Here is a 23,374-nt window from a genome sequence, read left to right as displayed (position 1 = left end):
TCATCACTGTTCAAATAGCGATCATAAATAGTAATTGTGTCCTTATGCTCATTATGCCACTTTTCATAACTTTCTACCGCAGCTATCTTAGCTTCATTAACCTCTTTTAAGGTCTTTAAATAAATACTAGAACTATTGTCTAATCCAACAAATCTATTTTGGCATGTTCTATAGCATACTCAGCTTCTTCTTGAGTGAATTTTTTATTCTCAACAAGTATTTCTAATAACTTTTCTTTCGAAATCTTGCCACTGTTTACATAAGATTCCGCTTCTTTCACAGCATTCTCCTTCCAATCGAAATTTACTTGTTCTACAGCATAGTCAGCCTCTTTTTGAGTAAATAGTGCAACATTTATCAGTTGCTCAACTAACTTTTCTTTTGAATAACGATACTTTTGAAGTGATTTTGCTGCTAAAACAGCCTGCTCTCTCCAGTCTATATTAAGCTTATATACAGCGTACTGGTTAGCGCCTTCTGAATAATTATAAATCTTTATTTTATTTTTGATAGCCTGCATCGAAATAGGAGAATCCGCTGACAGATTTTTAGCTGTTTCATATGCCCTTTTAAATTCTTTTTCTACTAAAGTTGGAGAAAAAAGTTTTTTAACAAGCAAATTAAATAATAATTCGAAATTATCATTATATTCATCAATTGGATTAGAGTATTTTTCTACAGGATAAGTTACTTTTTTCCATGAATAACTCGAATGCTTATGAGCATTCTCATAAGCTCTATCATAACTATTTAACATAAGAGCTACAACTACTACCATCAATACAAAAATCGAAACAAACATCCAAAAAATAAATTTCAAAAATTCTTTCATAATGAATACCTTTACTTGTTTGTAGTCAAATTAATTTGTTATTTTGTTCTTAATAAAGCAATATTGTAAACTCAACGATCTCATTTATACAGATACTTCCTAACTATGTGTATTTTTTCTTTTAGGACAGAATAGACAATCTGTATCCTAGTCACCTTTTAGTTGCACTTGCGTATGGGCTAGCAGGTCTCCAAGATGCCTCTTATCTTTCCTAAACAGCGTCATTGCTAGTAAGGAAACTGCTAGTAAAGTCGCCGAAATAGAGAGGATAATGGATAATCCATCAAAATTACTATAGAAGCCATGAATTGTGCCCATATGACCGAGTTGCCAAGGTAAAAATTTAATGGTGTTTCTGATCAAGCTAGCTTGTACTGTTTTTTTCTGGTAGACCAGTTCAAGTCCTGCTTTTACCTTCCCAAAACTCCCATTTTTTGCATAATCCAAGTATGTGAAAAGGAGTGTGATTGGTAAAATAGAGGTAAAAAATACGAGCCACTGCGACTGAATTTCTGTAAACTCTGGGACACCATTAAAAAAAATAATGTAAATAAGCATCGAAACTATAAACAGAAAAACTAAATAAGTTAGAATGAAAAGATAATCGAATAGAAATTCTATCATTCTTTTTTTAACCGAAATAGGATTGATTGCTAACATCTTCATCACCGTCTCCCCCTTTCTCATCTCCATTATAATATAAGGGTACGAATAAAGAAACTATTTATAAAAAAAGACTGCAATCTAGCAATTGCAGTCTTCAAACCTACTTATCTTCTCTATAAATAACAAAGCCATTTGGCTGAATGATCAATCGACCATCGGATATATTCACAAGACTGATCAGATTTGCCTGTCCTCTTTCTAAGACAACGTCTTTCTTTGAGTGGTTAAAGTAGGCTTTGAGAATATCACCTTCATATTGCCATTCCACTGCCACCACATCTGGCTCCACTTCTTCCAGACTCACTTTACCATACTGAATCATGCCCGCTACTTCTTTTCGGAGCTGGATCAAGTCCTTCATAAAGTTTAGCATGTCATTGTCAGCTGCCACGCGCTCCCATGGCATGACACGGCGGCAATCTGGGTCTGGACCACCGATGAGAGCTAGCTCTGTTCCATAGTAGATACAAGGCGTACCGCGTTGCAAATAGAGGAAAGCGAGAGCAGACTTAACAGACTGGAGATCACCTTTGGCCGTCGTCAGGATGCGCTCTGTATCATGCGAGTCCAAGAGATTAAACATAACCTCAGAGATCTGCTGCCTGTAGTACATAGACTGGCTATTGATCTCCCAAATGAAGCGCTGTGTCTCCTTATGTCCTCGCAGGAAATAATCCTTGATACTTTCAGAGAGCGGGTAATTCATAACGGCATGGAACTCATCGCCATTGAGCCAAGGTTGGGACGAATGCCAGATTTCTCCGAGGATATAGAGGTCCGGTTTCTTGGCCAAGACTGCTTTACGGAAATCGCGCCAGAATTGATGGTCGATTTCATTCGCCACATCCAAACGCCAAGCATCGATATCAAACTCTTCAATCCAGTATGTCGCCACCTTCAAGAGATAGGCCTTCACCTCTGGATTAGCCGTATTGAGCTTGGGCATATAGCCCGCAAAGGCAAACGCATGGTAAGACAAGTCGCGACTATTCCACAAATTATCAGTCTCTACCGGGAATTCCTTGATGTGGAACCAGTCCTTGTATATCGAACTCTCCCCGTGTTTGAGCACATCCTGCCATTGAGGTGAATCATAGCCAATATGGTTAAAGACGGCATCCAGCATGATCTTCATCCCACGCGCGTGGGCCTCTTTCACTAGCTGTCGGAAGGTCTCCTTATCACCAAAATGTCGATCAATTTCAAAATAATCAATGGTATCGTACTTGTGACTGCTCGGAGATTCAAAAATCGGGCAAAGGTAGAGCCCTGTAATCCCTAACTCCTGCAAGTAATCTAAGTGATCGATAATCCCTTGTAAATCTCCACCAAAGAAATCCAATATTTTAGGAGCAATTGATGCATCCCAAGGGCGAACGCCTTCCGGAGAAAGGGCTGGATTCCCATTGGCAAAGCGTTCTGGGAAGATTTGGTACCAAACCGTCTGCGCCGCCCAATCTGGAACAGCACAACCATCAATCTCATGGATAAAAGGAAGCTTAAATCCGTTCATGACGAATTCAAGGTTCTCCTTGTTATAGGAAGCCACACCTCGATCTCCGTACAAGACCTTCTGTCCTTTTGTATCTTCTAATTCAAAGAGGTACTGGATCCGAGCATGGCCAACAGATACCGACACTTGCCAGTAATCAAATAGGTCGTCTGTCGTCACTTTATCCATTTCCTTGGATGCCTCATAAAGACCCTCTATAAAAATAAAAGGATCCCCATAGTGCAAGACAATCCGTTTGATATCTTCTTTCTTGGTCCGGATGCGAATGTGGAGCTGGCCGTCCTTATAAAGATAGGCGTACTCCGATTCAGGCCGATGATAAATAGCTGTTAATTCCATCTGTCTAGTCTCCTACTTTTATTTCTTTTCTCATCATTTATCAATTTATGCAAACGATTACACAAAATCATTTATTAGTATACAACTTTATGAAAAGGTTTGCAAGATATTAGAGGAGATCATTCATAACTTCTAACTTTTTTAAGATTGTATTGCACATAAAAAGCCCAACGATTGGGCTTAAAGATTTTTGTTGAAGCAATGACTTTACCTTATAAGCATCACTTTATACTGTTTCCTACTAAAATATACTACAGTTCTATATTTCTGTTAATAGTTTATTGAACAGTTGTTCGAGCTTACTAGTATCTCCATAAACTGTTCCATCCATATATAAGTGATAGATATCATCATCTAAACCAATTGAAATTTCACATTCATAACCTTTCATCAAAGCTAAAGAACGGATAACTTCTCGTTGAGTACGACCATTTCCTTCTCGAAATGGGTGAAAATAATTTAGATTATCTAATATCTCAGCTAAACTTTTACAAATCTCAATTTTATTATTTGCGTTAAGTAAATAGTTTGAAAGCAAAGTATTTAAAAATTTTTCTGCCATATCAAAAGACTGAACTGGCATAAAAGCATTTCCACTTTTAGAGATATTTACTTGACGGTATTGACCTGCCCAAGTATACATTCCTTCAAAAAGAAACTTATGAATCTTTAAAATATCTGAAACAGTATTTACTTCAATTGGATTAATAAACAGTTTTAAACTTTGACTTGCTACTAAACGATATTCTAATTCTCGTGCTTTATTATCATTTTTCTCATTAAATTTATTTATGAGAACAGATGAATGGGGATAGGTGTACAAATTATCAGGGTCTATATAATCATACCCATCATATATTTTTCTGACCATTATCCAACTCCTAATGCAACTGCCTCTTCTCTCAGTCGCTCCACGTCTTCTACCGTGGGATGCCATCCTTCAATCATATTGGTGCTCAGAGCAAACCAGACGCTCTTAAAAACCTTTTTGTTGTCAAAAACCACACCCATAATCATCATTTTTTCTTTATCTACATCTAAGGTCATATTCTACCTCCGTCCTATTATTATAGCATATTTTCAATCATTTTAGTTCTCCTATTTAGTACTTACCCTACAACAAAAAGCCCAGCAATTGGGCTTTCTTATTATCAAAATAACTGATCCTCATTCCTTACTTGTATGCCTCTTTCCGAGACTTAGTGCTTGCTCTTCTGACATCTGAACAACCTTAGAAAAATTAGTATTGCGAGGCATGTTGTCTAAAGAATACCAATAAACATCCGCACTCCCATTTCTTGCCACATATACTACTGGAGCCAATTGACGACTTGGTTCTGTAGGCTCCACAGGTTGAACTGGCTGAGCTGGCTCTACTGATTGACTCGGTTGAGGAGCTTGACTTGGTTGGGTCTCTACAGGAGGACTGGCAGGTTGTGCTTGACTACTTGGCTCAGTCGGAACCAGTGATGGAGTTGCTGTTCCTTTTACATAATCAATCGTTGCATTCTTAGAGTAGTTGTCCAAGGTAACAGTGGTAATCCCATAAGCATCTACAGATTCTTTTGGACTTCCTAGGTTTATACGGAGTAGATTTCCTTCTTGATCAATCCCAACATACTGCAAGATGACTTGTCTCGGAATTAATTCATCACCCTCATAAACCGGAGTCACCTTGTAGTCTAACCAATAATGAGGGTGAGTCGCCAACCAACTATCCAAGCGCTTTTCATAGTAGAGCATCCCCTCATTATTACTATCAGCAGTGCCACTATAATTTCCACTATTGGTCCAGGCAGTTAAGGGAACTAAATTTTTCCCTTCATTAGACAAGCCACTAAATTGATAGCCGACCAGATGCCCTCTATGGAACAACCAGGCCTTCTTCCCTTTGTTTCCATAGGACAGCTTATAATTATGCCAGCCTACTGGATTGTAGGTAAGCCGTGGCTCTCTTTTCTGCTTTGGTTCATCCTTGTCTTGTAACTGTATATGTGCTGAAGTTGCACGACCTAAATGATCAAACTCACCTAGAACGAGCTGCTTATTACCAGTAAAAGGTAGCAGGTTAAGACTTTGGTAATCGAGTCCAGTTTGCTGAGCTTGAACCCCATGAACAAAGGTTAAGGACATGAAAACCGCGACTATCCCAACGATGACATTTTTAAAAAAACCTTTTATAACCATAATAAACTCCCGCATTACTATCTAGTATTATTATAGCAGAAAAAAGCGGTTACAAACATAGAAATTCGGTTTAGATTTCAATTTTTAGTTTGATTAAATAAAACAATGGATCCTCTTTAGTAAGTTTTTACAACCAGTCCACATCAACACCAGCATCATCAAAAATTGCTTTGACTTTGTCGAAAGCACTGGAAAGGAAGGGAAATTAAAAAAATAATCAGCTTATTGGATTTAAACATGAATGTTCCTACTTGTTATTTGATTATGATTAGATCAATTGGACAGATTTTTCTATAGTATAAATTTAATGACCAATAAAAATGATAATAAAAATAACATAGCAGTCAGTTTTACAACTTACTACTTTTCATATGATAATTTACAAATGTCTTTCCAGCCACTCGATCTTTTTAAAATCCTTATTGTCATTGTGATCATTTCGATAGGAGTCTTGAGAAGAAGCTTTGTAAATACTTAGATACTGCTCCATACTTGGAAAACGAAAAGTGATTCCTTCAATGTGAATAAGCTCTATATCCGATTCCGAAACTCCTGCAAAATCAGGTAAGGAATCGATACTTCCAAATTCAACACTCACTCGATCCTTTTGGAATTCATGCTCATGAATATCTATTAAGACGTAGCCTAAGTCTTTCATCACTTTCATTATCTTGTCCCAGTCATAAATTCTGAGATGATCAGGTGCTTCCCAACCTCTAGGGTCACCAGGCACATGAATGTCAATGTCAGACGGCCCCCAATTTTCTTTCGTTCTAAACTCCAATCCCAAAGAACCCATCAGTGTCGGTGTAATTCCGACTCGATTTAAATGGAAACAAATGGTTTTAAATTCTTCAAATAAGAGACTCATGTTTACTCTAAACCTTTCATCTAAATGTTCGTTTACACTTTAGTTACCTAAATCAAGATTTAGATAATGAAAACTAGTCAATTTTCTCAATAATATTTCCAAGTTTATCTAATACAAGACAGGAATGATCATTTAGTGGAATTATGGGAACATTAACGAGTTCTTCAGCTTTATCCCTATTAGCTTTATCATTCCATGAATCGTAATGGACACTAATTAAAAACTGATTAAAGAGTCCTAATCCATCTTTTATCTTTATCTGATGATCTGAATTATCATTTGGTGAGACATAGACTTTTTCTCCTAATAATAGGGCTCCTGCAGAAAATCCTATAATTTTCGCCTCTTTATTAAGCATATGATCGATATATTTTTTGAACTCCTGATTGACATAAGTAGCTATATATTTTTCCGTATTTCCACCACCGATGATAATTAGATCAGCATCTAGATAGCTATCAAAATCAATCTGCTCAGTGTCCAGGAGCAGGTAATCAACGTTTAGATTAGGAAAATGACTTTGAAAAACTTCCGTGTACTTTTTCATGTACGGTTCCCAATTTTCACGAAAAACTGTAAAAATGATAATTCTTTCGATCTTCCTTGATGACACAATTTTATTAACAATCGTATGGTTCTTTATCGGCGGATTCCCACCCATCAAAAAAATTTGTTCTTTCAAGTTATCACACTTTCTAAAGATACATAAATGTTGGCCACGTTCTGAAATTATAATTTTTTCTTAAAATGAATAATTCTATTTGCCTCCTGAAATCCAATATTGAGATGAAATCTTATAGAATCGGTATTCGTTAAAGTACAGTCACTTGCAAATTCCTTACATCCTTTATTTTTCGCCCATTCCTCACATTTTGTACAGAGATTTTTAGCAATATCCTTTAAACGATATTCCTCGTCGACAATAATCCCTTCTAAGAATCCAACAGGACTATATTTACAACCTTCAACATAATCAAATCTGAGTGAACATAGTGCTAGACCTACAATTGTGTCACCTTCAACTTCAGTAAAGATTGCAGTATTTTTGCCATTCGTATATTTTTTTACTTCATCAATAGCTTCTTTATCGGTCAATTGGGGCCATAATTGTTTCATTAGTTTAGCCGTTTTTATAGAATCATTTGTTATTCCATCCATATTGATGTTCCTCCGCAAATTACAAGCAAATGTTTCGAATCATGCTGTTACTTTGTTACTCATTAATTGATACCAATACCATCCCTTTCTACTTTTCGACTGTCTCAGATAGGAAGAGCAGAGCCACGCACTCAGCGGTTCGGACTTACCGTATCATTTCGTCGGTTTCTCTCCTCTTTCTACGAGTCCTATCCCATGGGCAGAACATCTTCTTCTACTTCGCTGATGCCTCAGCTCGGACAAGCAGTGGTACGGCCTCAGCATGAAACGAGCGAACACTAATTATGCCAGGTAATCTTGTCTGTTCTATAAACTTTTTGACGATAGCATAAGGTTATCGTTAAATGGTATTACCTAGATAAACTGAGATTTTATTATTTCTTTTTCTTTGGTTTTGGTGCAGGTAACTCATCATACATTGAATTAAATAAGCCAGTTAAATATTCTTTGTTCTCAACATCATCTACCAATAGCATTTCCTTTGCATCTTCATACGGCAATTCGTATTCTACATTCGGCATATACGCTATTGCAGATTTGACAGGCTTCACTAAAAATCTATCATCATAAATTCCACCTATGATTTTCCCTCGATAATAAATTATATACTCACCCATCATTGCTCTATATGATATCTCTTCCAACTCGGACAATTGTTCTAAAATGAAATCTAAATATTCTTTACTTGAAGCCATACTCCACCTCCAAAATTTGCATTGGTCTACAGGATTTTTAATACTTATATTAGTTCAATATGGTGGGCCTTCCGTTTCTACTATGCTACTTCGTAGCTCGTACAAGCAGTGAAACCGCCTCAACATGGTGCGTTTGTGGGACTCAAAAGGTTCAGTGAACCTTTTGAGGATTAGCTGCGTTTAACCAACAAACTCACACACTCGACATGATGCGTCTGCGGAAATAAGTCCACCGGCTGTACTTTCTTCAATTCATAGCCTAACTCTTGATAGAGTTTAATATCACGCGCCATGGTGGCGACGTTACAGGAGATATAGGCGATGCGGTCAGCTCCTGTTTGGGCACTTGCTTTGATGAAGCTGTCAGTCAAGCCCTTGCGTGGTGGGTCGACCAAGATGGCGGTTGGTTGGATGCCTTCCTTGAGCCAATTCTTCATAGCATTTTCAGCCGTGTCACAGACATAGTGGGCATTGGTGATACCATTTAAGCTTGCATTCTTCTGGCTATTTTCTACTGCTTCGGGGATGACTTCTACTCCATAAACTTCCTTGACATGCTTAGCAACTGACAAGCCAATGGTCCCAATTCCTGAGTAGGCGTCAATCACGACGTCATCTTCTTTTAAGTCCGCAAAATCAATGGCTGTTTGATAGAGCTTCTCTGCCATTTCGGTATTGACCTGGTAAAAGGCTGGTCCTGAGATTTGGAAACTATTGCCTAACATTTGGTCGGTAATGTAATCTTGACCATAGAGAACCCGCCATTCCTTCCCGAAAATAGCATTGGTATTCTGGTCGTTGATGTTCTGCATGACAGATACAATCTCAGGAAATTGTTTAGTCAGCTGCTCGATCAACTGGTCCACACGGAAAACCTTGGGACGAGTAGTGACTAAAATGACCATAATTTCTCCAGAATGGTGCCCACGACGAACGACAAGGTTACGAATCAGGCCAGACTGTTCCTTCTCATCATAAGGCTTTAGATCAAAACGACGAATCAAATCCCGAAGCGCCAAGATCACTTGATCAATGACTGGATCTTGGATATAGAAGTCTTCGATTGGCATCAAATCATGAGAATTCTTCCGAAAGAAGCCTGTCTCGACCTGACCATTGACGCGACGAACAGGGACTTGGGCCTTATTGCGGTATTGGACAGGATGGTCCATCCCCAAGGTCAGGGGTACTTCTATATCAGCGATTCCCGCCATCTTGTAAAGACTATCCTTGACCTGCTTGGCCTTAAATTTTAATTGCTCAGGATAGGCTAGGTGGCCTAAGTCAGCAATACCTGTACGCAAGTAAGCCAGGTCTAGCTCCTCATTACGATGAGGGGACTTTTCTAGATATTCTTCTACTTTACCGTAGCCGATCTTTTTAGTGACCTTGAGCACTCGCATGCGGATGACTTCTCCTGGCAGGGCATTCTCCACAAAAAAGACCAGGCCATCGACCTTAGCCACTCCTGCTCCTTCATGGGTCAAATCAACAATTTCTACGGTTACAATTTCATTCTTATTTAGCATTTTTTTATCTTTCTACAAATTAAAAGGAATGAGAGTGGGACAGAAATCGGTAATTCGTTAGAATTCGATTTCGTTGTCCCACCTCCGCACAGTTGGGTAGGGCTGTAAAAGCTGATGAAATCAGCGTAGTAGAGACCACTCAACCACTGCGTCTTGCTCGACAATCTAAAGACAATTGAGAGGCTAGGACTTTTGTCCCAGCCTCTATCCCTTAATTATATCATCTTAGGCCCATTTGGGACAATTTCTTTTTATAAGCGTCAAAATCAACCAGCAGTCCTTGACCGCCATACATATCATAGGCATCGACCCAATCCCCATTTTCTGGAATGGTAATGCGTTCAATCCCCTTGCCGGCACTTCCGACTAAGCCAATCCCGTTGGTTAACAAGAAGGAGAACGGTACATTTGTCGACGTCATAGCAAAGACCTTTCCTAGTGCTTCAGAACCAGTGAAGAGTTTAGTTGGATCCTTGATTTGGTGAACAATGGCAGACATGACTTCTTGTTGGCGTCTCGTACGTCCAAAGTCACCCTCATCATCTTTACGGAAACGAGCATAGTTGAGGAGGGTCCGGCCATCCATCCGTTGTTTTCCGACCTTAATGGTCTGATTCGGAACGACCCCATCCTTCATATTCAAGTCATCAGGAACTTCAACCTCAGAAACGGGTTCACCATCAATGGTGGAGAATTGCGCATTCATCTCCACCCCATTCGGGAAGAGGGTATCGATGGCTGTCGCAAAGGTTTGGAAATCGACCATGGCATAGTATTGGATATCAATGTCAAAGTTATCCTTGAGCATCTGACGGACCAATTCCGCTCCTTGGTTGTTATTCTGCTCTCCAATGGTAAAGGCTGTATTCAGCTTCTGGTCATAGTAGTCTGAGTAATCTGGATCTGTTTGCTGGCTGACGCCATCGATATGTACCAGAGTATCCCGCATAAAGCTAACCATCTTGATCTTGCCATCTTTATTATTGACATTGACCACCATGATGGAGTCCGTTCGAGTCTCAGACGAGCTTTCCCCTATTCGACCATCTGTACCCAAGATAAGAATATTGACCCCGTCACTGGTCTTCTGTCCGTTAAAATACTCTTTAACAGCTGGTTGAGCATTGGTTCCACCAGGTTTGCTATTCAAGCCCTTAAGAAACATAAAGACCATCCCACCAAGAACCAATAATAAGAAAACAGCAATCCACTTTAAAATACGTTTGAAGCGGATTTTTCTTCCCTTCTTACGTTTGGGAAGACCTGTTACTTCCTCTCGATTCTTTTTATTGGATTTGGCTTTATCCTTTCGACTACGTGATGGATAGACAGGTAATTCATCAGACTCATTTTCTCCTCTACTTGAAGAAGCCTCAGACTCTTCAGCAATTGCTGAAACGGGGTCATCTTGGAAACGTCCCTCTGATTTATTTTTTAGGTACTTGTATTCCGACTGCTCTTTCTCGTTCAGGTAATGGTAGTTGGAATAAAGGTAATCCAATCTCTTTTGTTCATGATAGGATAGGTTTTCTGATTCTCTACTCATACGTTCTCCGTTTCATTGTCTTTTAGCACATAGACCGAATAGTGGCCTAAGGTTTTGATGGAAACTCCTAGGGACTCCAGTTCTTGATAGGTAGAAGCAAACAGTAATTCGTCAGCATCCACCACATCGATGATAAAAAAATATTCCCCTAGGGCCGTCTTTAAAGGACGGCTCTCAATTTTTGTTAAATTTAATTCTCTTGAAGCAAATGTAGATAGGGCCTGGCATAAGGAACCTGCAATATTACTTGGTAAGGTAATGGCCAGACTGTCCTTGCAGGCAACACTCTTTAAGGAGCGACTGCCTTCAAAAGGCCGCTGACCAAGAATCCAAAAGCGGGTATAATTCTGATCCATCTCTTGAATATTACTGGCTACAACTTCCAGACCATATTCATCCTTGGCCTCCAAAGGCGCAATGGCTGCAATAGGTAGTTCGGGATGTTGTGAGACATAGCGAGCTGCATAGGAAGTCGAAGTTGTCATCTCCAGTCTGGCTTGAGGAAAATGCTCTTGGACATAGGCTTTTCCCTGGGCTAATGCCTGTGGATGCGAATAGATGACTTCAATGACTTGATCCTGCTTAACGGCCAAGAGTTGTTGCTTAATGGGATAAACCACTTCTGCGATAGCCTGGAAACTGGCCTGGTGAAAGAGATAGTCAATGGTCTCATGGACACTGCCTTCAATGGAGTTCTCAACAGGGATGACTGCATAGTCTACTTGATGGGATTCATAGGCTTTCAATACCTCAGTAATAGAACCATAAGGACACAATGCAGCGTCTTGAAAACTTTCTAGAGCTACATGATGGGTAAAGGATCCCTTAGGACCGAGATAAGCTACAAGCATCGAATCATCTCCACAATTTCTTCAGGTGTCTTATCAGCAACATCAAGCACATGTGTGGCTACTTCTTCATATAGGGGCAGGCGTTGCTCATACAAGGCACGAAACTCTTCTGGTTTTTTATTAAGAAAGAGAGGGCGCTTAGTTGCAGGATCGGCAGCCAGTCTTTGATAAAGCCGCTCAAAATCAATCTGTAAATAAATATTACAAGGATTCTTCTTGAGAAGCTCACGATTTTCTGGCTTCAGGACGATGCCCCCACCAGTTGAAATGACCGATCTCTCTTGATTAAGTAACTCATGCAACAAAAGCGACTCTTGCTGGCGAAAACTGTCTTCTCCATAGCGAGCAAAATAGTCAGAAATCGACATTTCTAAGCGTTGAACTAGAAGTGCATCCATATCTGCAAAAGCTGGATCCAATAAAGAGCCAATGGTCGTTTTCCCTGCTCCCATAAAGCCGAGTAGTACTTTAGGCATAAAACACCTTTTCTAAGTCTGCAAAGAAGGAAGGATAGCTGGTATTAATAGCTTCTGCACGCTCGAGTTCCACTTCACCCTCTCTTACAAGCAGGGCTGCAATCGCCCCCATCATGCCGATCCGGTGGTCTCCAAAAGTTTGCAGACTAGCAGCATGCAAGGGCGTTTTCCCTTCAATGATCATACCATCCTCTGTTGGAGTGATGGACGCTCCCATGGCATTTAGACTATCTGCCACGACTTGAATGCGATTTGTTTCTTTAACTTTCAATTCTTCAGCATCTTTGATAATGGTTTTGCCAGAAGCTTGCGTTGCTAAAAGAGCAATGATAGGAAGCTCGTCAATCAAGCGAGGAATCAAATCACCTGAAATTTCCGTTCCATGGAGATCAGAAGTCTCTACGACAAGGGTCGCAGCCTTAGCAACTGGATCAAGATCCAAGATTTGAAGCTTGCCACCCATTTTTTCAATAACCTCTAGAATGCCTGTACGGGTCTCATTGATCCCGACATTCTCCAGACGAATCTTGCTATCAGGAACAATCAAACCAGCTACCAACCAAAAGGCCGCACTGGAAATATCACCTGGTACCGTCACCTCACAGGCTTGGAAGCTCTGGGGCCCACGTAAGCGAATCTCTTTGCCCTTCACGCTGATCCGGCCACCGAACTGCTGGATCATATCTTCGGTATGATTCCGTGTCAGTTCCTTCTCTAGAATGACTGACTCCCCTTCTGCTTGCATAGCTGCAAAAAGAAGAGCTGACTTGACCTGCGCAGAAGCTACCGGTAATGAATAATGGATTGGTTGTAACTCTTTTGATCCATGCAGATGAAGGGGCAACATGTCTCGATCTGTTTGGCCCTGAATAGTGACTCCCATCTCTCGAAGGGGGATCGCTACTCGGTCCATTGGTCGTTTGGACAAGCTATCATCTCCAACCATGGTAACTGGGAAGGGACTTCCTGCTAAGACACCCGCTATCAATCGAGTAGAGGTGCCTGAATTTCCCATATCCAGATCATTTTTAGGTTGTTGAAAGGCTTCGAAGCCTTTCCCCTCAATGGTGATCACTTGACCATCATCTTGGATAGAGACGCCTAGGTCCCTAAATACTTGAATAGTGGATAAGACATCTTCACCACGTAAGATATCATAGACCTTAGTGGTTCCATGCGCAAGGCTTCCAAAGATAATCGAACGATGACTGATCGATTTATCCCCTGGAACACGAATGATTCCATTTAAACCCTTACAATTCGTTTGTAATTTCATTGCTTACCCCTTCAAGCTTTTCTAAAAATTTTACCATAAAAAACAGCCATTTTCAACGTTCACTTGGAAGGTCCTCTAAGATGGGAAAGAAAAAGAGGTGGGCTCTCCACCTCTCCCTTATTTAAATAAATCTTGAACTGGATCAAAAATAATCCGTTCAATATCTCCTAGATAAACAGACAATTGCTGTTGTTTGGTGAAAAACTCATTTACAATTGGGTTTCCTTGTAACTTCCCAGCAAAGTCCTGCATTTTCTTTTGTTGGTCTTCAGTTGGCATTTGTCCAGACTGGATGACTCCATGAATTTCTTGTTGGAAAGCCAGGTAGTCTCCGAATAACGCTTTTGCATCGGCATCGGCATCAATGGCTTCCTTACTAGCAAGGACAGCCTTGTATTCTGGTAAGTCACGAATTCCGCGTGACAACTCATTGGCTAGATCATAAATATTTGACATGTGATTTCTCCTTAACAATTTGATTTTGTTCTATTATACAAAGATTCTGGTAGATCTTGTGTTAGAAACTGCTATTTTTGTAAAAATCCTACTTGGGACCTATTTAATCACCACACTATAATCCGTTTGCTCGGTGATTAGGGCTTCAGCCCGCGCTTGATCTGCAGCCGTCTTAAAGGAAATCTGGAGAATCCCGTAGACATCTTCTCGGTTTTCTTCATTAATATGAATATTGACCAAGGAGGTACCACGAAGCAATTCGAGGATCCGAAGGATGACATCTTCTTCATCTGGGACATCCACAAAAATATCGAAGGTGCTTTCCACCCCTCCTCTCTTATGGATCTGCATATGTTGCCGTTGCTCTCGACTATGGTCAAAGAAGGACCAAATGGCATCTTCTTGTCCTTGGCGAATCATCTCAGCAACTTGGTCAAGACGATCCTGAAAATCCGCTATCCGATCGAGAACCGAAGCTGGATTAGATAGCAGAATGGAGGTCCACATACTGGGCTCACTCTCCGCAATCCGCGTCATATCACGAAATCCTCCTGCAGCAAAGCGACCTGCTAAGGCATGCTCTTCTGTATAAGCAGCTGCTTGTCCCATCAGGGTAGCTGCCAATACGTGAGGAAAGTGGCTGATCTGAGAAGTAACCCGATCGTGTTCCACTGGATCTACCTCGATGAAACGGGCTCCAAGCCCTGAGAGGAGATCCTTCAATTCCAAGACAGCACTTGGGTCTGTCGTAGCTGTTGGCGTAAAAATATAGTAGGCATTTTCAAAGAGGGTGGAGTCAGCTGAGGCAGCTCCCGTCTTATGACTCCCCGCCATGGGATGCCCGCCGACAAAACTGACTGGGAGATGTCTAAAAGCATTTTCGCCAGCTTCTACAATGGCCCCCTTGGTGGAGCCCACATCCGTCACAATGACTCCTTCTTTCAGTGGCATTCTCGCCAGTTGCTGAAAGGTTTGAATGGTTTGCTTGACAGGTAGGGAGACGATGATGACATCAGCTCGAGAAGCAAACTCTTCCAAATCAGCCGTCACCTCATCAACAATTCCCTTCTTTAGAGCAATATCTCGTGAGGCTTGACTACGATTATAGCCTAGTAAAGTCACTTGCGGATGAGCTTTCCGGATCCCCATGGCTAACGAAGTGCCAATTAGTCCTAGACCTACAATATAAACAACCTTTTCTTCCATCTATTTCTCCAGTTAGAAAGCTTTGGTATAGGCCCGATGACGCTCGACAGCTTCCTTCAATTCTTCCAGATTATCAGAAGAGAACTTGTCCAAGACTTCTGTGGCTAAGATCGTTGCCACCACAGCCTCCATGACAACCCCTGCAGCTGGAAGCGCTGTTGGGTCACTCCGCTCCACCGTTGCCTTATACGGTTCGTGCGTTTCAATATCGACACTCATGAGGGGTTTATAAAGAGTTGGGATTGGTTTCATTACTCCACGGACGATAATCGGCTCTCCATTGGTCATGCCGCCTTCAAATCCGCCCAGATGATTGGTTCGACGAGTATACCCATCCTGCTCAGACCAGAGAATTTCGTCCATGACTTGACTGCCTTTTCGACGACCTACTTCAAAGCCTAGACCGAACTCTACACCTTTAAAGGCATTGATAGAGACAACCCCTTGAGCGATTTTGGCATCCAATTTCTTGTCCCATTGGACAAAAGATCCCAGACCGACAGGCACACCACCTACAATCGTTTCGACGATCCCTCCGATGGTTTCCCCTTCTTTCTTCACACTATCGATATAGGCCTTGATTTCCTCTTCTCGCTCTCGATTAACGATGGAAACTTCTGATTGAGCGACCGCTTCCTTGATTTGGGAAACTGTTAGATTTTCCGGAACCTTTACTTCGATTCCTCCGAAATTGACGATATGACTAGCTACTTGAACCCCAATCTCTTCCAATAAACGTTTGGCTACTGCACCTACTGCTACCCGCATGGTTGTTTCCCGAGCGGATGACCGTTCCAAAGAATTTCTCAAGTCATCAAAGCGGTACTTGATCCCACCAACCAAATCAGCGTGGCCTGGACGAGGCTTGGTAATTTTCCGGAGCCCCTTTTTCTTTTCCTCCACATCACTGACAGACATGATCTCCAACCATTTTTGATGGTCTAGATTGGTGACATTCAAGGTGATAGGACCTCCCATGGTCAAGCCATGGCGAACACCAGAGGTGATCTCGACCTGATCGCTTTCAATCTTCATCCGTGCTCCACGACCGTAGCCACCCTGGCGACGTTTTAATTCGACGTTGATATAATCAGCTGTCAAAGGGAGCCCTGCTGGCACTCCTTCGATAATAGCTGTAAGTCGTGGTCCGTGTGATTCTCCTGCTGTTAAATAACGCATGGTATCTCCTTTATCGATTCTTACTGTAAGAAGTCTCTCATTTCTTCCAATAGGACTGGATGGATCTGACAAGTTCCAATTTCAGGTACCAAAACAAGTTTCAATTGATTGCCCCTGGCCTTCTTGTCTAAGGTCAAGGCCTGATAAAGCTTTTCCTTATCCCAAGTATGGAATTCTACTGGTAAGCCAAATTTTTGACACATTTGACGAATAGCCTGCGTTAAACCAGCTTGAACCAATCCCTTGGCTTCTGCCACCTTAGTGACTTGCACCATTCCTATCGCTACGGCTTCTCCGTGCATGATCTGGCCATAACCGGCTGTTGCTTCGATCGCATGACCAAGGGTATGACCGAAATTCAAATAAAGACGAATGCCCTGGTCTAACTCATCTTCGACGACCATCTTGCGCTTGACTTGACAGGAATGGGCAATCAAGGATTCTGCATGCTCATAAATAGACTCAATGGTGCCATCCATTTGATCCAGTTCTTCCCATAAGGCAGGATCTTCGATGAGACCGTACTTAATGACTTCCCCCATGCCCTCGATCAACTCGCGCTGGCCAAGAGTCCGCAACACTTCAGGATCGATCAGAACCCCATCCGGTTGGGCAAAGGTTCCTACCATGTTCTTAGCATAGAGTGTATTGACTCCGGTCTTACCTCCGATAGAGGAGTCAACCTGCGCTGTCAAACTAGTCGGTACTTGGACGAAATGGATTCCCCGCATATAGGTGGATGCTACAAAGCCAGCTAGATCACCAACAACACCACCACCAAGAGCGAGGATGCCATCTGATCGTGTCATCCCATTCTTGGCTAAGAATTCATAGACTTTTTGAACGGTCGTCAGATTTTTACTAGCTTCTCCTTCTAGGAACTCAAAGCTAATCACTGTAAATCCTTCACTTTCAAGGCTTTTTACCACCTGACTTGCATAAAGAGACCCTACATGATTGTCTGTAATGACTGCTACTTTTTGAGCTTCCCATAAATGACTGAGCCAGGTTCCAACCTTTTGGATCGCTCCATTCTCAATGACAATCTCATAACCATTCTTTGGTAGATCAACATTCACCTTCATAAGAATCTCCTTTCAAATCCATGTGAAAAAGATTACAATTTCACTATTGTATAAAAATAGAAAACAGAGCATACTTGATTAAGTTTTTCTGTTTTCTTCCATCATTTTTCTAATACATAATCTGGGTATTCCAATTTCAAAGCTTGCCAGACTTCCTCTTCCGGGAAAGTTTTATCCGTCATCAGTTCGAAGGCAACGGCAGCTTGATGGAAGAGCATTCCCAAGCCATTTAAGGTTTTTGCCCCTTGTTCTTCTGCTAATTGAAGAAATGGTGTCTTGGCAGGAAAATAAGCTAAATCAGCCACTAGACATTCTTTAGGAAAGTTAAACTCTTTCGGAATAGGGAGAGAAGACCCGTCCATTCCAAGTCCTGTAGCATTGATCAATAAATCCGTCCCCTCTATCGTTGCATTCAACTGATCCCGACTGGATAAGTCATGAAGGACAATTGAAACATCAAGAGTTTCGGATAGTGGAGCAAAGATAGCCTGATACTTATCTAAACTTTCTGGACGAACAAATAAATGAATCTCGCCAACTCCTTGCCGAATAGCCTCTACAACAATAGCAGTCGCAGCACCACCCGCTCCTAAAAGGACAAGTTTCTTATTCTTTATCGAAAAAGTCTTAGGGAGACTCTTTAGAAAACCAAGTCCGTCTGTGTTGTAGCCTGTTAAACGACCATCTTTCTGAACAATCGTATTGACCGAACCAATAAGTTGTGTGCTTCCATCTACCTGATCTAAAAATGGCAAGACCTTTTTCTTGTAAGGCATGGAAATATTAGCGCCCAACATATCCAGTACCCGTAACTGTTGAAGACTTTGTTCGACTTGTTCTTCTTCCACTTCCCAAGCAAGATAGACTACATTGGTCGCGGTTAGTTGATAAGCCTGATTGTGAATAAAGGGTGAGATACTATGACGAATGGGCTTGGCAATCACGGCCGCCATTCGCGTATAGCCATCAATCTTCATCTAAGATCTCCCGAATCTTGTGCATGCTGGATAAGCTAATTTGACCTGGTGCACTTTCCACTCCTACACTAGCATAGGACCAAACAGAACCGGTTAAATCGGCAGCAATGCGAGAGATTCGGCCGATTTTCCCCATAGAAATGGTAACGAACTCTTGTTCTGGATTTAGCGTCTTAAAGCCACGTGTATAGTTCATTAGGTCCAGAACATCCTGCTCGGTATGAGCCATCACAGATACCTTGACCAATTTCGGTGTAAAGCTGGTTAACTCTGACATAATTTCCATCATATTTTCAGGGGTTTCCTGGAAATTATGGTAGCTTAAGCAAAGATTGGAATAATCCATCATCTGATTAAATTCGGCCTGATGACCAAAGTACTCAAAATCGACATAATCCGGATGGTAGATGTTGTTGATATCATGGATAAGAGCTACGTACTCTTCACCAGAAAGCTCAATTTCTCCTCCCTGCTCCCGGGTCCGTAGCGTAAATAAAATCTCACGACCTGCAAATTTTTCAAAGATGGCAGGCGCCACTTGTAAGATATCATTTTTGTCCAAGTAATCCGCACGCCATTCAATCACATCTGCATCTTGATAACGACTGGCATCAATGGCCTGTGCTTCTTCAAAATTTCTTGGCATTACAGAAACGACTAATTTCATTAATCCACCCTAATCGTAAATACTTTTAAGTAATTACTACTTTCTTCTTTTTCGTTATATCGAAAATCAGCTGGAAGTCCGACCTCACTGATATACCGATGTTTCCGGCCTTTAAAGCCCTTTTCAATTTCTTTCTTAAATTTATCCCGACTGACATTTGCAGCATTCGTACTAGCAATCAAAATTCCTTTTGGTTTCAAGATTTCTAGGGACTGCTCGATTAGTTTGTGGTAATCCTTCGCAACTGAGAAGGTACGCTTCTTATTGCGAGCAAAACTCGGCGGATCTAAAACGATCACATCATAAGTCAAGCCATGACGCTTAGCATACTTATAATAATCAAAAACATCCATGACGATAAAGCGGTGCTGGTCCAATGCTAGACCATTTGCCACAAAATGAGCTTCAGATAGTTCACGACTCCGCTTAGCCAAATCAACAGAGGTTGTTTCTACTGCTCCTCCCATAGCCGCTGCTACCGAAAAAGCCGCTGTGTAAGAAAACATATTGAGCAAGCTTTTACCTGCAGCTAAGCCATCTACTAAGCTAGCACGCACATCGTGTTGGTCTAAGAAAATCCCTGTCATCAAGCCATCATTCAGAAAGACTTGGTAGCGAACACCATTTTCCAAAATCAAAAACTGCTCTGGAGCTTCTTGACCAAAAAGATGGGCTGACTCATAACCTGGATCCTTGAAACGGATTTTTTCATATCCTCCCAAGACCTCTGGAAAGACTTCTTGAAAAGCCGCAACAAGCAACTCTCTGATTTGATAAACAAAGGCATTGTAGATGGAAAAGACAGCATAATCTCCATAGAGATCAATGGTCAAGCCACCAAATCCGTCGCCTTCTTGATTAAAAATTCTAAAAGCTGTATCCAATTCCGACTGATAATAAGACTGGCGCTTGGACTTGGCCTTAGCAAATAGCTGACTAAAGTAAGCCTGATCCAAGGTGATTTTCTTGGTGGAAATGACCCAACCAAGACCCTTGTTTTGCTCTGAAAGATAGCCTGTCCCTAGAAAATGACCTGAAGCTGTGACCAGCTCAACCACCTCATTGTCAAAGGGGAGTTGACCAAAATCAATCTTCTCTAAAATCTTATAACCTTTATGGATTTTCTTCTCAACTTGTCGGTTAATTGTCAGCTTTTTCATACTCTCTATTGTATCAAAATTTTCAAAAATTCACAAAGTCTCTTCCTTAAAAATACGATTAACATTGAAGATTTAAAACTCTTATTTGACATTCTCCTAGCTTTTGTTGACTAATTGATTCATCATCTTAGACTTTAGCGTTTTGTCCCGAATTAAACACTTGCTTTATTTTCAAAACGTTTTAAATTATGGTATACTGTTGTAAGAAAATTTTTAGGAAATAAGGCAAGGAAGTATATTTTTGTGAAAAAAATTACCAAAACGATACTCGATGCTATGAGTACCAGACTAGGATTTGTCTTTACCCTACTGTTGCTATATTGGTTTAAAACCATGTGGGCCTATACAGTAGACTTTAATTTAGATATTCAAGGCTTCTATCAGGTTTTTCTCGCAGTCATTAACCCGATACCGTTAAGCCTCTTATTGATCGGTCTCGCTTTTTATATTAAGAGAACCAAACTCTTTTATTTGCTATCTTTTAGCATCTATGTCATTTTATTTATCTGGTTGATTTCCAACTCGATTTATTATCGTGAGTTTACAGACTTTGTAACGGTTAATACCATGCTGGCCTCTAGTAAGGTTTCCGCCGGTCTTGGAGCTGCAGCCTTAGAATTATTCCGTCCCTGGGATATTATCTATATTTTAGACTTCCCGATTCTAGCTTTCCTCTTCTTAAAGAAATTGGTCAAACTAGATCACCGTCCCTTTAACAAACGGGCAAGTTTTGCAGTGACTTCGCTCTCTGCTATGCTCTTCTCTGCCAACCTTTTCTTGGCAGAGATTGACCGTCCGGAATTGTTAACGCGTGGCTTCTCCAACTACTATGTAGTTCGTGCGCTTGGTTTACCTGCCTTTTTGGGTTACAGTGCCAACCAGACTTACATGGCCAATAAAGAACGCTCAAAGGCTTCTGAGGTTGATTTGAAGCCAGTTGAAGAGTATATTGCTAGCCATTATGCTCAACCAAACCCAGAAACCTTTGGACTTGCTAAAGGTCGTAATGTTATCTATATCCATTTGGAAAGCTTCCAACAATTCTTGATCGACTATAAATTGAAAGTCGATGGCAAAGAATACGAAGTGACCCCTTTTATCAACTCGCTCTACCATTCAAACGAAACCTTTGCATTTGCCAATGTCTTCAACCAGGTAAAAGCTGGTAAAACATCGGATGCAGAAACCATGATTGAGACTGGCTTGTTCGGTTTGAACCAAGGTTCCTTTATGGTGAACTACGGTGGGACCAATACCCAGCAAGCAGCTCCTTTCATTCTTTCTAAGAATGGCTACCAATCCAGTGCTGTTTTCCACGGAAATGCCGGAAGCTTCTGGAACCGTAATACAGCCTACAAACAATGGGGCTACCATTACTTCTTTGATGCCTCTTATTTTACCAAGCAAGATGATACCAACTCTTTCCAGTATGGACTTAATGATAAGATCATGTTGAAGGATTCCATCAAGTACTTGGAACACATGCAACAACCGTTTTATACTAAGTTCATTACCGTTTCTAACCACTATCCTTATACAACCAGTCTGATTGGTGACGAAATTGGCTTCCCTCTTGCAGAGACGCAAGATGAAACCATTAATGGCTATTTCGCAACAGCCAACTACTTGGATGCTTCCATCAAGGCCTTCTTCGATTATCTCAAAGCTTCTGGTCTTTATGAGAACTCCATTATTGTTCTGTACGGGGACCACTACGGTATTTCTAATTCTCGAAATCCAACTCTGGCTCCTTTGCTAGATAAGAACTCTGAAACTTGGTCTAGTTATGACAATGCCATGTTGCAACGCGTACCGTATATGGTGGTCATTCCTGGTATGGACAAGGGGAAAGTGATTGAGACCTATGGTGGAGAGATTGATATGCTTCCAACATTAGAACACTTGTTAGGAATTGATTCTAAGAACTTCCTTCAAGTTGGTCAAGACTTGTTATCTCCAAATCATAGCCAAATCGTAGCTTTCCGTTCTGCTAACTACTTTGTGACTCCTGAGTATACAAGTTACAGTGGCCGGACCTATTACACCAAGACTGGTGAAGAAATCACCAATCCAGACGAATCAACGAAAGAGCAACTGGATAAAATCCGTGAGGCAGCGAATCTACAACTCAAGATTAGTGATAGTATCCAAACAGGAGATCTCTTACGATTCTATACAGGAAATGATCTTGGTAAAGTCAACCCGGATGACTACTCCTACAACAACTCGATGAAAGCATTGAAGAAAATTGAAAAAGAAAAAGGTGATGCATCAACCAGCCTCTATAGCCAAAAAGGCAATCAATCAACGGTTGATCTCTTCAAAGCACCAAGCTATAAGGAGCTCCACCCTGAACAGTTCAGTTCATCTTCTTCAAGTGAGGATTCCAGCTCAAGTAGCTCAAGCTCATCTTCATCAGAAAAAAAATAAGATTGGGACCTCCCAATCTTATTTTTGAATATAGACAAACTGTTTTTACTTTAAGGAAGCTGGACTGTTTTTCAAAATAAACTTCTATTACCTTGGATTATTAAAGCAAATCTAAAACTTTCCGCTGTGAGAAAAGTACTTGAAACACTATGTTTCAAGTACTCGGGAGTTTTGAAACTTTAGGTTCAAAACTAAGTCTTGGAACTTCAGAGAAGTTCGCTGACGTCCGGACTCACCTAAGGAAAGTTTTTAAGAGAGCATTATCTTCTATTTGA

General features: G+C 41.0%; 23 protein-coding genes. 1 reads left to right on the top strand and 22 read right to left on the bottom strand.

Features of this window, described 5'->3' with window-relative positions:
• Positions 1-139: 139 nt before the first annotated feature.
• The 22 genes from EAI95_RS01510 to EAI95_RS01405 form a co-directional block, all read right to left on the bottom strand.
• Positions 140-832, bottom strand: coding sequence for an Ltp family lipoprotein (locus EAI95_RS01510; RefSeq protein WP_117744348.1), 693 nt, complete (start codon positions 830-832; stop codon positions 140-142).
• A 147-nt stretch (positions 833-979) separates the two neighbouring features.
• Positions 980-1,519: an RDD family protein gene (locus EAI95_RS01505; protein ID WP_120701866.1), complete on the bottom strand. Its 540-nt coding sequence runs from the start codon at positions 1,517-1,519 to the stop codon at positions 980-982.
• 79 nt (positions 1,520-1,598) lie between these two features.
• The gene (locus EAI95_RS01500) at positions 1,599-3,350 is read right to left on the bottom strand and encodes a glycoside hydrolase family 13 protein (protein ID WP_120701865.1); all 1,752 of its coding nucleotides are present in this window, start codon (positions 3,348-3,350) and stop codon (positions 1,599-1,601) included.
• Between the two features lie 259 nt (positions 3,351-3,609).
• Positions 3,610-4,221 (bottom strand): Fic family protein, encoded by a 612-nt coding sequence (locus EAI95_RS01495; protein WP_023023568.1) that lies wholly within the window; start codon positions 4,219-4,221, stop codon positions 3,610-3,612.
• Positions 4,221-4,397, bottom strand: a complete 177-nt coding sequence (locus EAI95_RS09945; RefSeq protein WP_023023570.1) for a hypothetical protein — start codon at positions 4,395-4,397, stop codon at positions 4,221-4,223. The genes EAI95_RS01495 and EAI95_RS09945 overlap by 1 nt, the downstream gene beginning before the upstream one ends.
• Positions 4,398-4,517: 120 nt before the next feature.
• Positions 4,518-5,537, bottom strand: a complete 1,020-nt coding sequence (locus tag EAI95_RS01490; protein ID WP_023023572.1) for a DNA/RNA non-specific endonuclease — start codon at positions 5,535-5,537, stop codon at positions 4,518-4,520.
• Between the two features lie 379 nt (positions 5,538-5,916).
• Entirely contained in the window at positions 5,917-6,408 is a 492-nt protein-coding gene (locus EAI95_RS01485) for a nucleotidyltransferase (RefSeq protein WP_129821994.1), read from the bottom strand.
• 73 nt (positions 6,409-6,481) lie between these two features.
• The gene (locus tag EAI95_RS01480; RefSeq protein WP_129821993.1) at positions 6,482-7,090 is read right to left on the bottom strand and encodes a Type 1 glutamine amidotransferase-like domain-containing protein; all 609 of its coding nucleotides are present in this window, start codon (positions 7,088-7,090) and stop codon (positions 6,482-6,484) included.
• A 47-nt stretch (positions 7,091-7,137) separates the two neighbouring features.
• A complete protein-coding gene (gene aac(6') / locus EAI95_RS01475) occupies positions 7,138-7,566 on the bottom strand; it encodes an aminoglycoside 6'-N-acetyltransferase (protein ID WP_023023578.1) in 429 nt (142 codons plus the stop codon).
• Between the two features lie 374 nt (positions 7,567-7,940).
• The gene (locus tag EAI95_RS01465) at positions 7,941-8,261 is read right to left on the bottom strand and encodes a TfoX/Sxy family protein (RefSeq protein WP_129821992.1); all 321 of its coding nucleotides are present in this window, start codon (positions 8,259-8,261) and stop codon (positions 7,941-7,943) included.
• Positions 8,262-8,431: 170 nt separating this feature from the next.
• Positions 8,432-9,790: a 23S rRNA (uracil(1939)-C(5))-methyltransferase RlmD gene (gene rlmD / locus EAI95_RS01460; RefSeq protein WP_129821991.1), complete on the bottom strand. Its 1,359-nt coding sequence runs from the start codon at positions 9,788-9,790 to the stop codon at positions 8,432-8,434.
• A 220-nt stretch (positions 9,791-10,010) separates the two neighbouring features.
• Positions 10,011-11,336 carry an LCP family protein gene (locus EAI95_RS01455; RefSeq protein ID WP_023023583.1) on the bottom strand — a complete coding sequence of 442 codons (1,326 nt, stop codon included), beginning with the start codon at positions 11,334-11,336 and terminating at the stop codon, positions 10,011-10,013.
• Entirely contained in the window at positions 11,333-12,187 is an 855-nt protein-coding gene (gene pheA / locus EAI95_RS01450) for a prephenate dehydratase (protein ID WP_023026959.1), read from the bottom strand. The genes EAI95_RS01455 and pheA overlap by 4 nt, the downstream gene beginning before the upstream one ends.
• Positions 12,178-12,663 (bottom strand): shikimate kinase, encoded by a 486-nt coding sequence (locus EAI95_RS01445; RefSeq protein WP_129821990.1) that lies wholly within the window; start codon positions 12,661-12,663, stop codon positions 12,178-12,180. Before EAI95_RS01445 ends, pheA begins: the two co-directional genes overlap by 10 nt.
• Complete coding sequence (gene aroA / locus EAI95_RS01440; RefSeq protein WP_129821989.1) at positions 12,656-13,939, bottom strand: 3-phosphoshikimate 1-carboxyvinyltransferase; 1,284 nt, start codon at positions 13,937-13,939, stop codon at positions 12,656-12,658. The genes EAI95_RS01445 and aroA overlap by 8 nt, the downstream gene beginning before the upstream one ends.
• Positions 13,940-14,056: 117 nt before the next feature.
• Positions 14,057-14,395, bottom strand: coding sequence for a YlbF/YmcA family competence regulator (locus tag EAI95_RS01435; protein WP_061564079.1), 339 nt, complete (start codon positions 14,393-14,395; stop codon positions 14,057-14,059).
• 99 nt (positions 14,396-14,494) lie between these two features.
• Complete coding sequence (locus tag EAI95_RS01430; protein ID WP_129821988.1) at positions 14,495-15,601, bottom strand: prephenate dehydrogenase; 1,107 nt, start codon at positions 15,599-15,601, stop codon at positions 14,495-14,497.
• Positions 15,602-15,613: 12 nt separating this feature from the next.
• The gene (aroC, locus tag EAI95_RS01425) at positions 15,614-16,780 is read right to left on the bottom strand and encodes a chorismate synthase (protein ID WP_129821987.1); all 1,167 of its coding nucleotides are present in this window, start codon (positions 16,778-16,780) and stop codon (positions 15,614-15,616) included.
• Positions 16,781-16,800: 20 nt separating this feature from the next.
• Positions 16,801-17,865, bottom strand: a complete 1,065-nt coding sequence (aroB, locus tag EAI95_RS01420; RefSeq protein WP_129821986.1) for a 3-dehydroquinate synthase — start codon at positions 17,863-17,865, stop codon at positions 16,801-16,803.
• 101 nt (positions 17,866-17,966) lie between these two features.
• A complete protein-coding gene (aroE, locus tag EAI95_RS01415) occupies positions 17,967-18,842 on the bottom strand; it encodes a shikimate dehydrogenase (RefSeq protein WP_129821985.1) in 876 nt (291 codons plus the stop codon).
• Positions 18,832-19,509, bottom strand: coding sequence for a type I 3-dehydroquinate dehydratase (gene aroD / locus EAI95_RS01410; protein WP_048716962.1), 678 nt, complete (start codon positions 19,507-19,509; stop codon positions 18,832-18,834). Before aroD ends, aroE begins: the two co-directional genes overlap by 11 nt.
• Positions 19,509-20,669: a class I SAM-dependent rRNA methyltransferase gene (locus EAI95_RS01405; protein ID WP_129821984.1), complete on the bottom strand. Its 1,161-nt coding sequence runs from the start codon at positions 20,667-20,669 to the stop codon at positions 19,509-19,511. Before EAI95_RS01405 ends, aroD begins: the two co-directional genes overlap by 1 nt.
• Positions 20,670-20,912: 243 nt before the next feature.
• Between EAI95_RS01405 and EAI95_RS01400 the strand changes: the two genes are divergently transcribed.
• Positions 20,913-23,099 (top strand): LTA synthase family protein, encoded by a 2,187-nt coding sequence (locus EAI95_RS01400; protein WP_129821983.1) that lies wholly within the window; start codon positions 20,913-20,915, stop codon positions 23,097-23,099.
• The last annotated feature ends 275 nt before the right edge of the window (positions 23,100-23,374 follow it).

Source organism: Streptococcus sp. bf_0095 (assembly GCF_004166885.1).
In the GTDB taxonomy this organism is placed as follows: Bacteria; Bacillota; Bacilli; order Lactobacillales; family Streptococcaceae; genus Streptococcus.
Note: the sequence above shows the minus strand (reverse complement) of the source record. Positions and strands in the feature narration are given on the sequence as shown.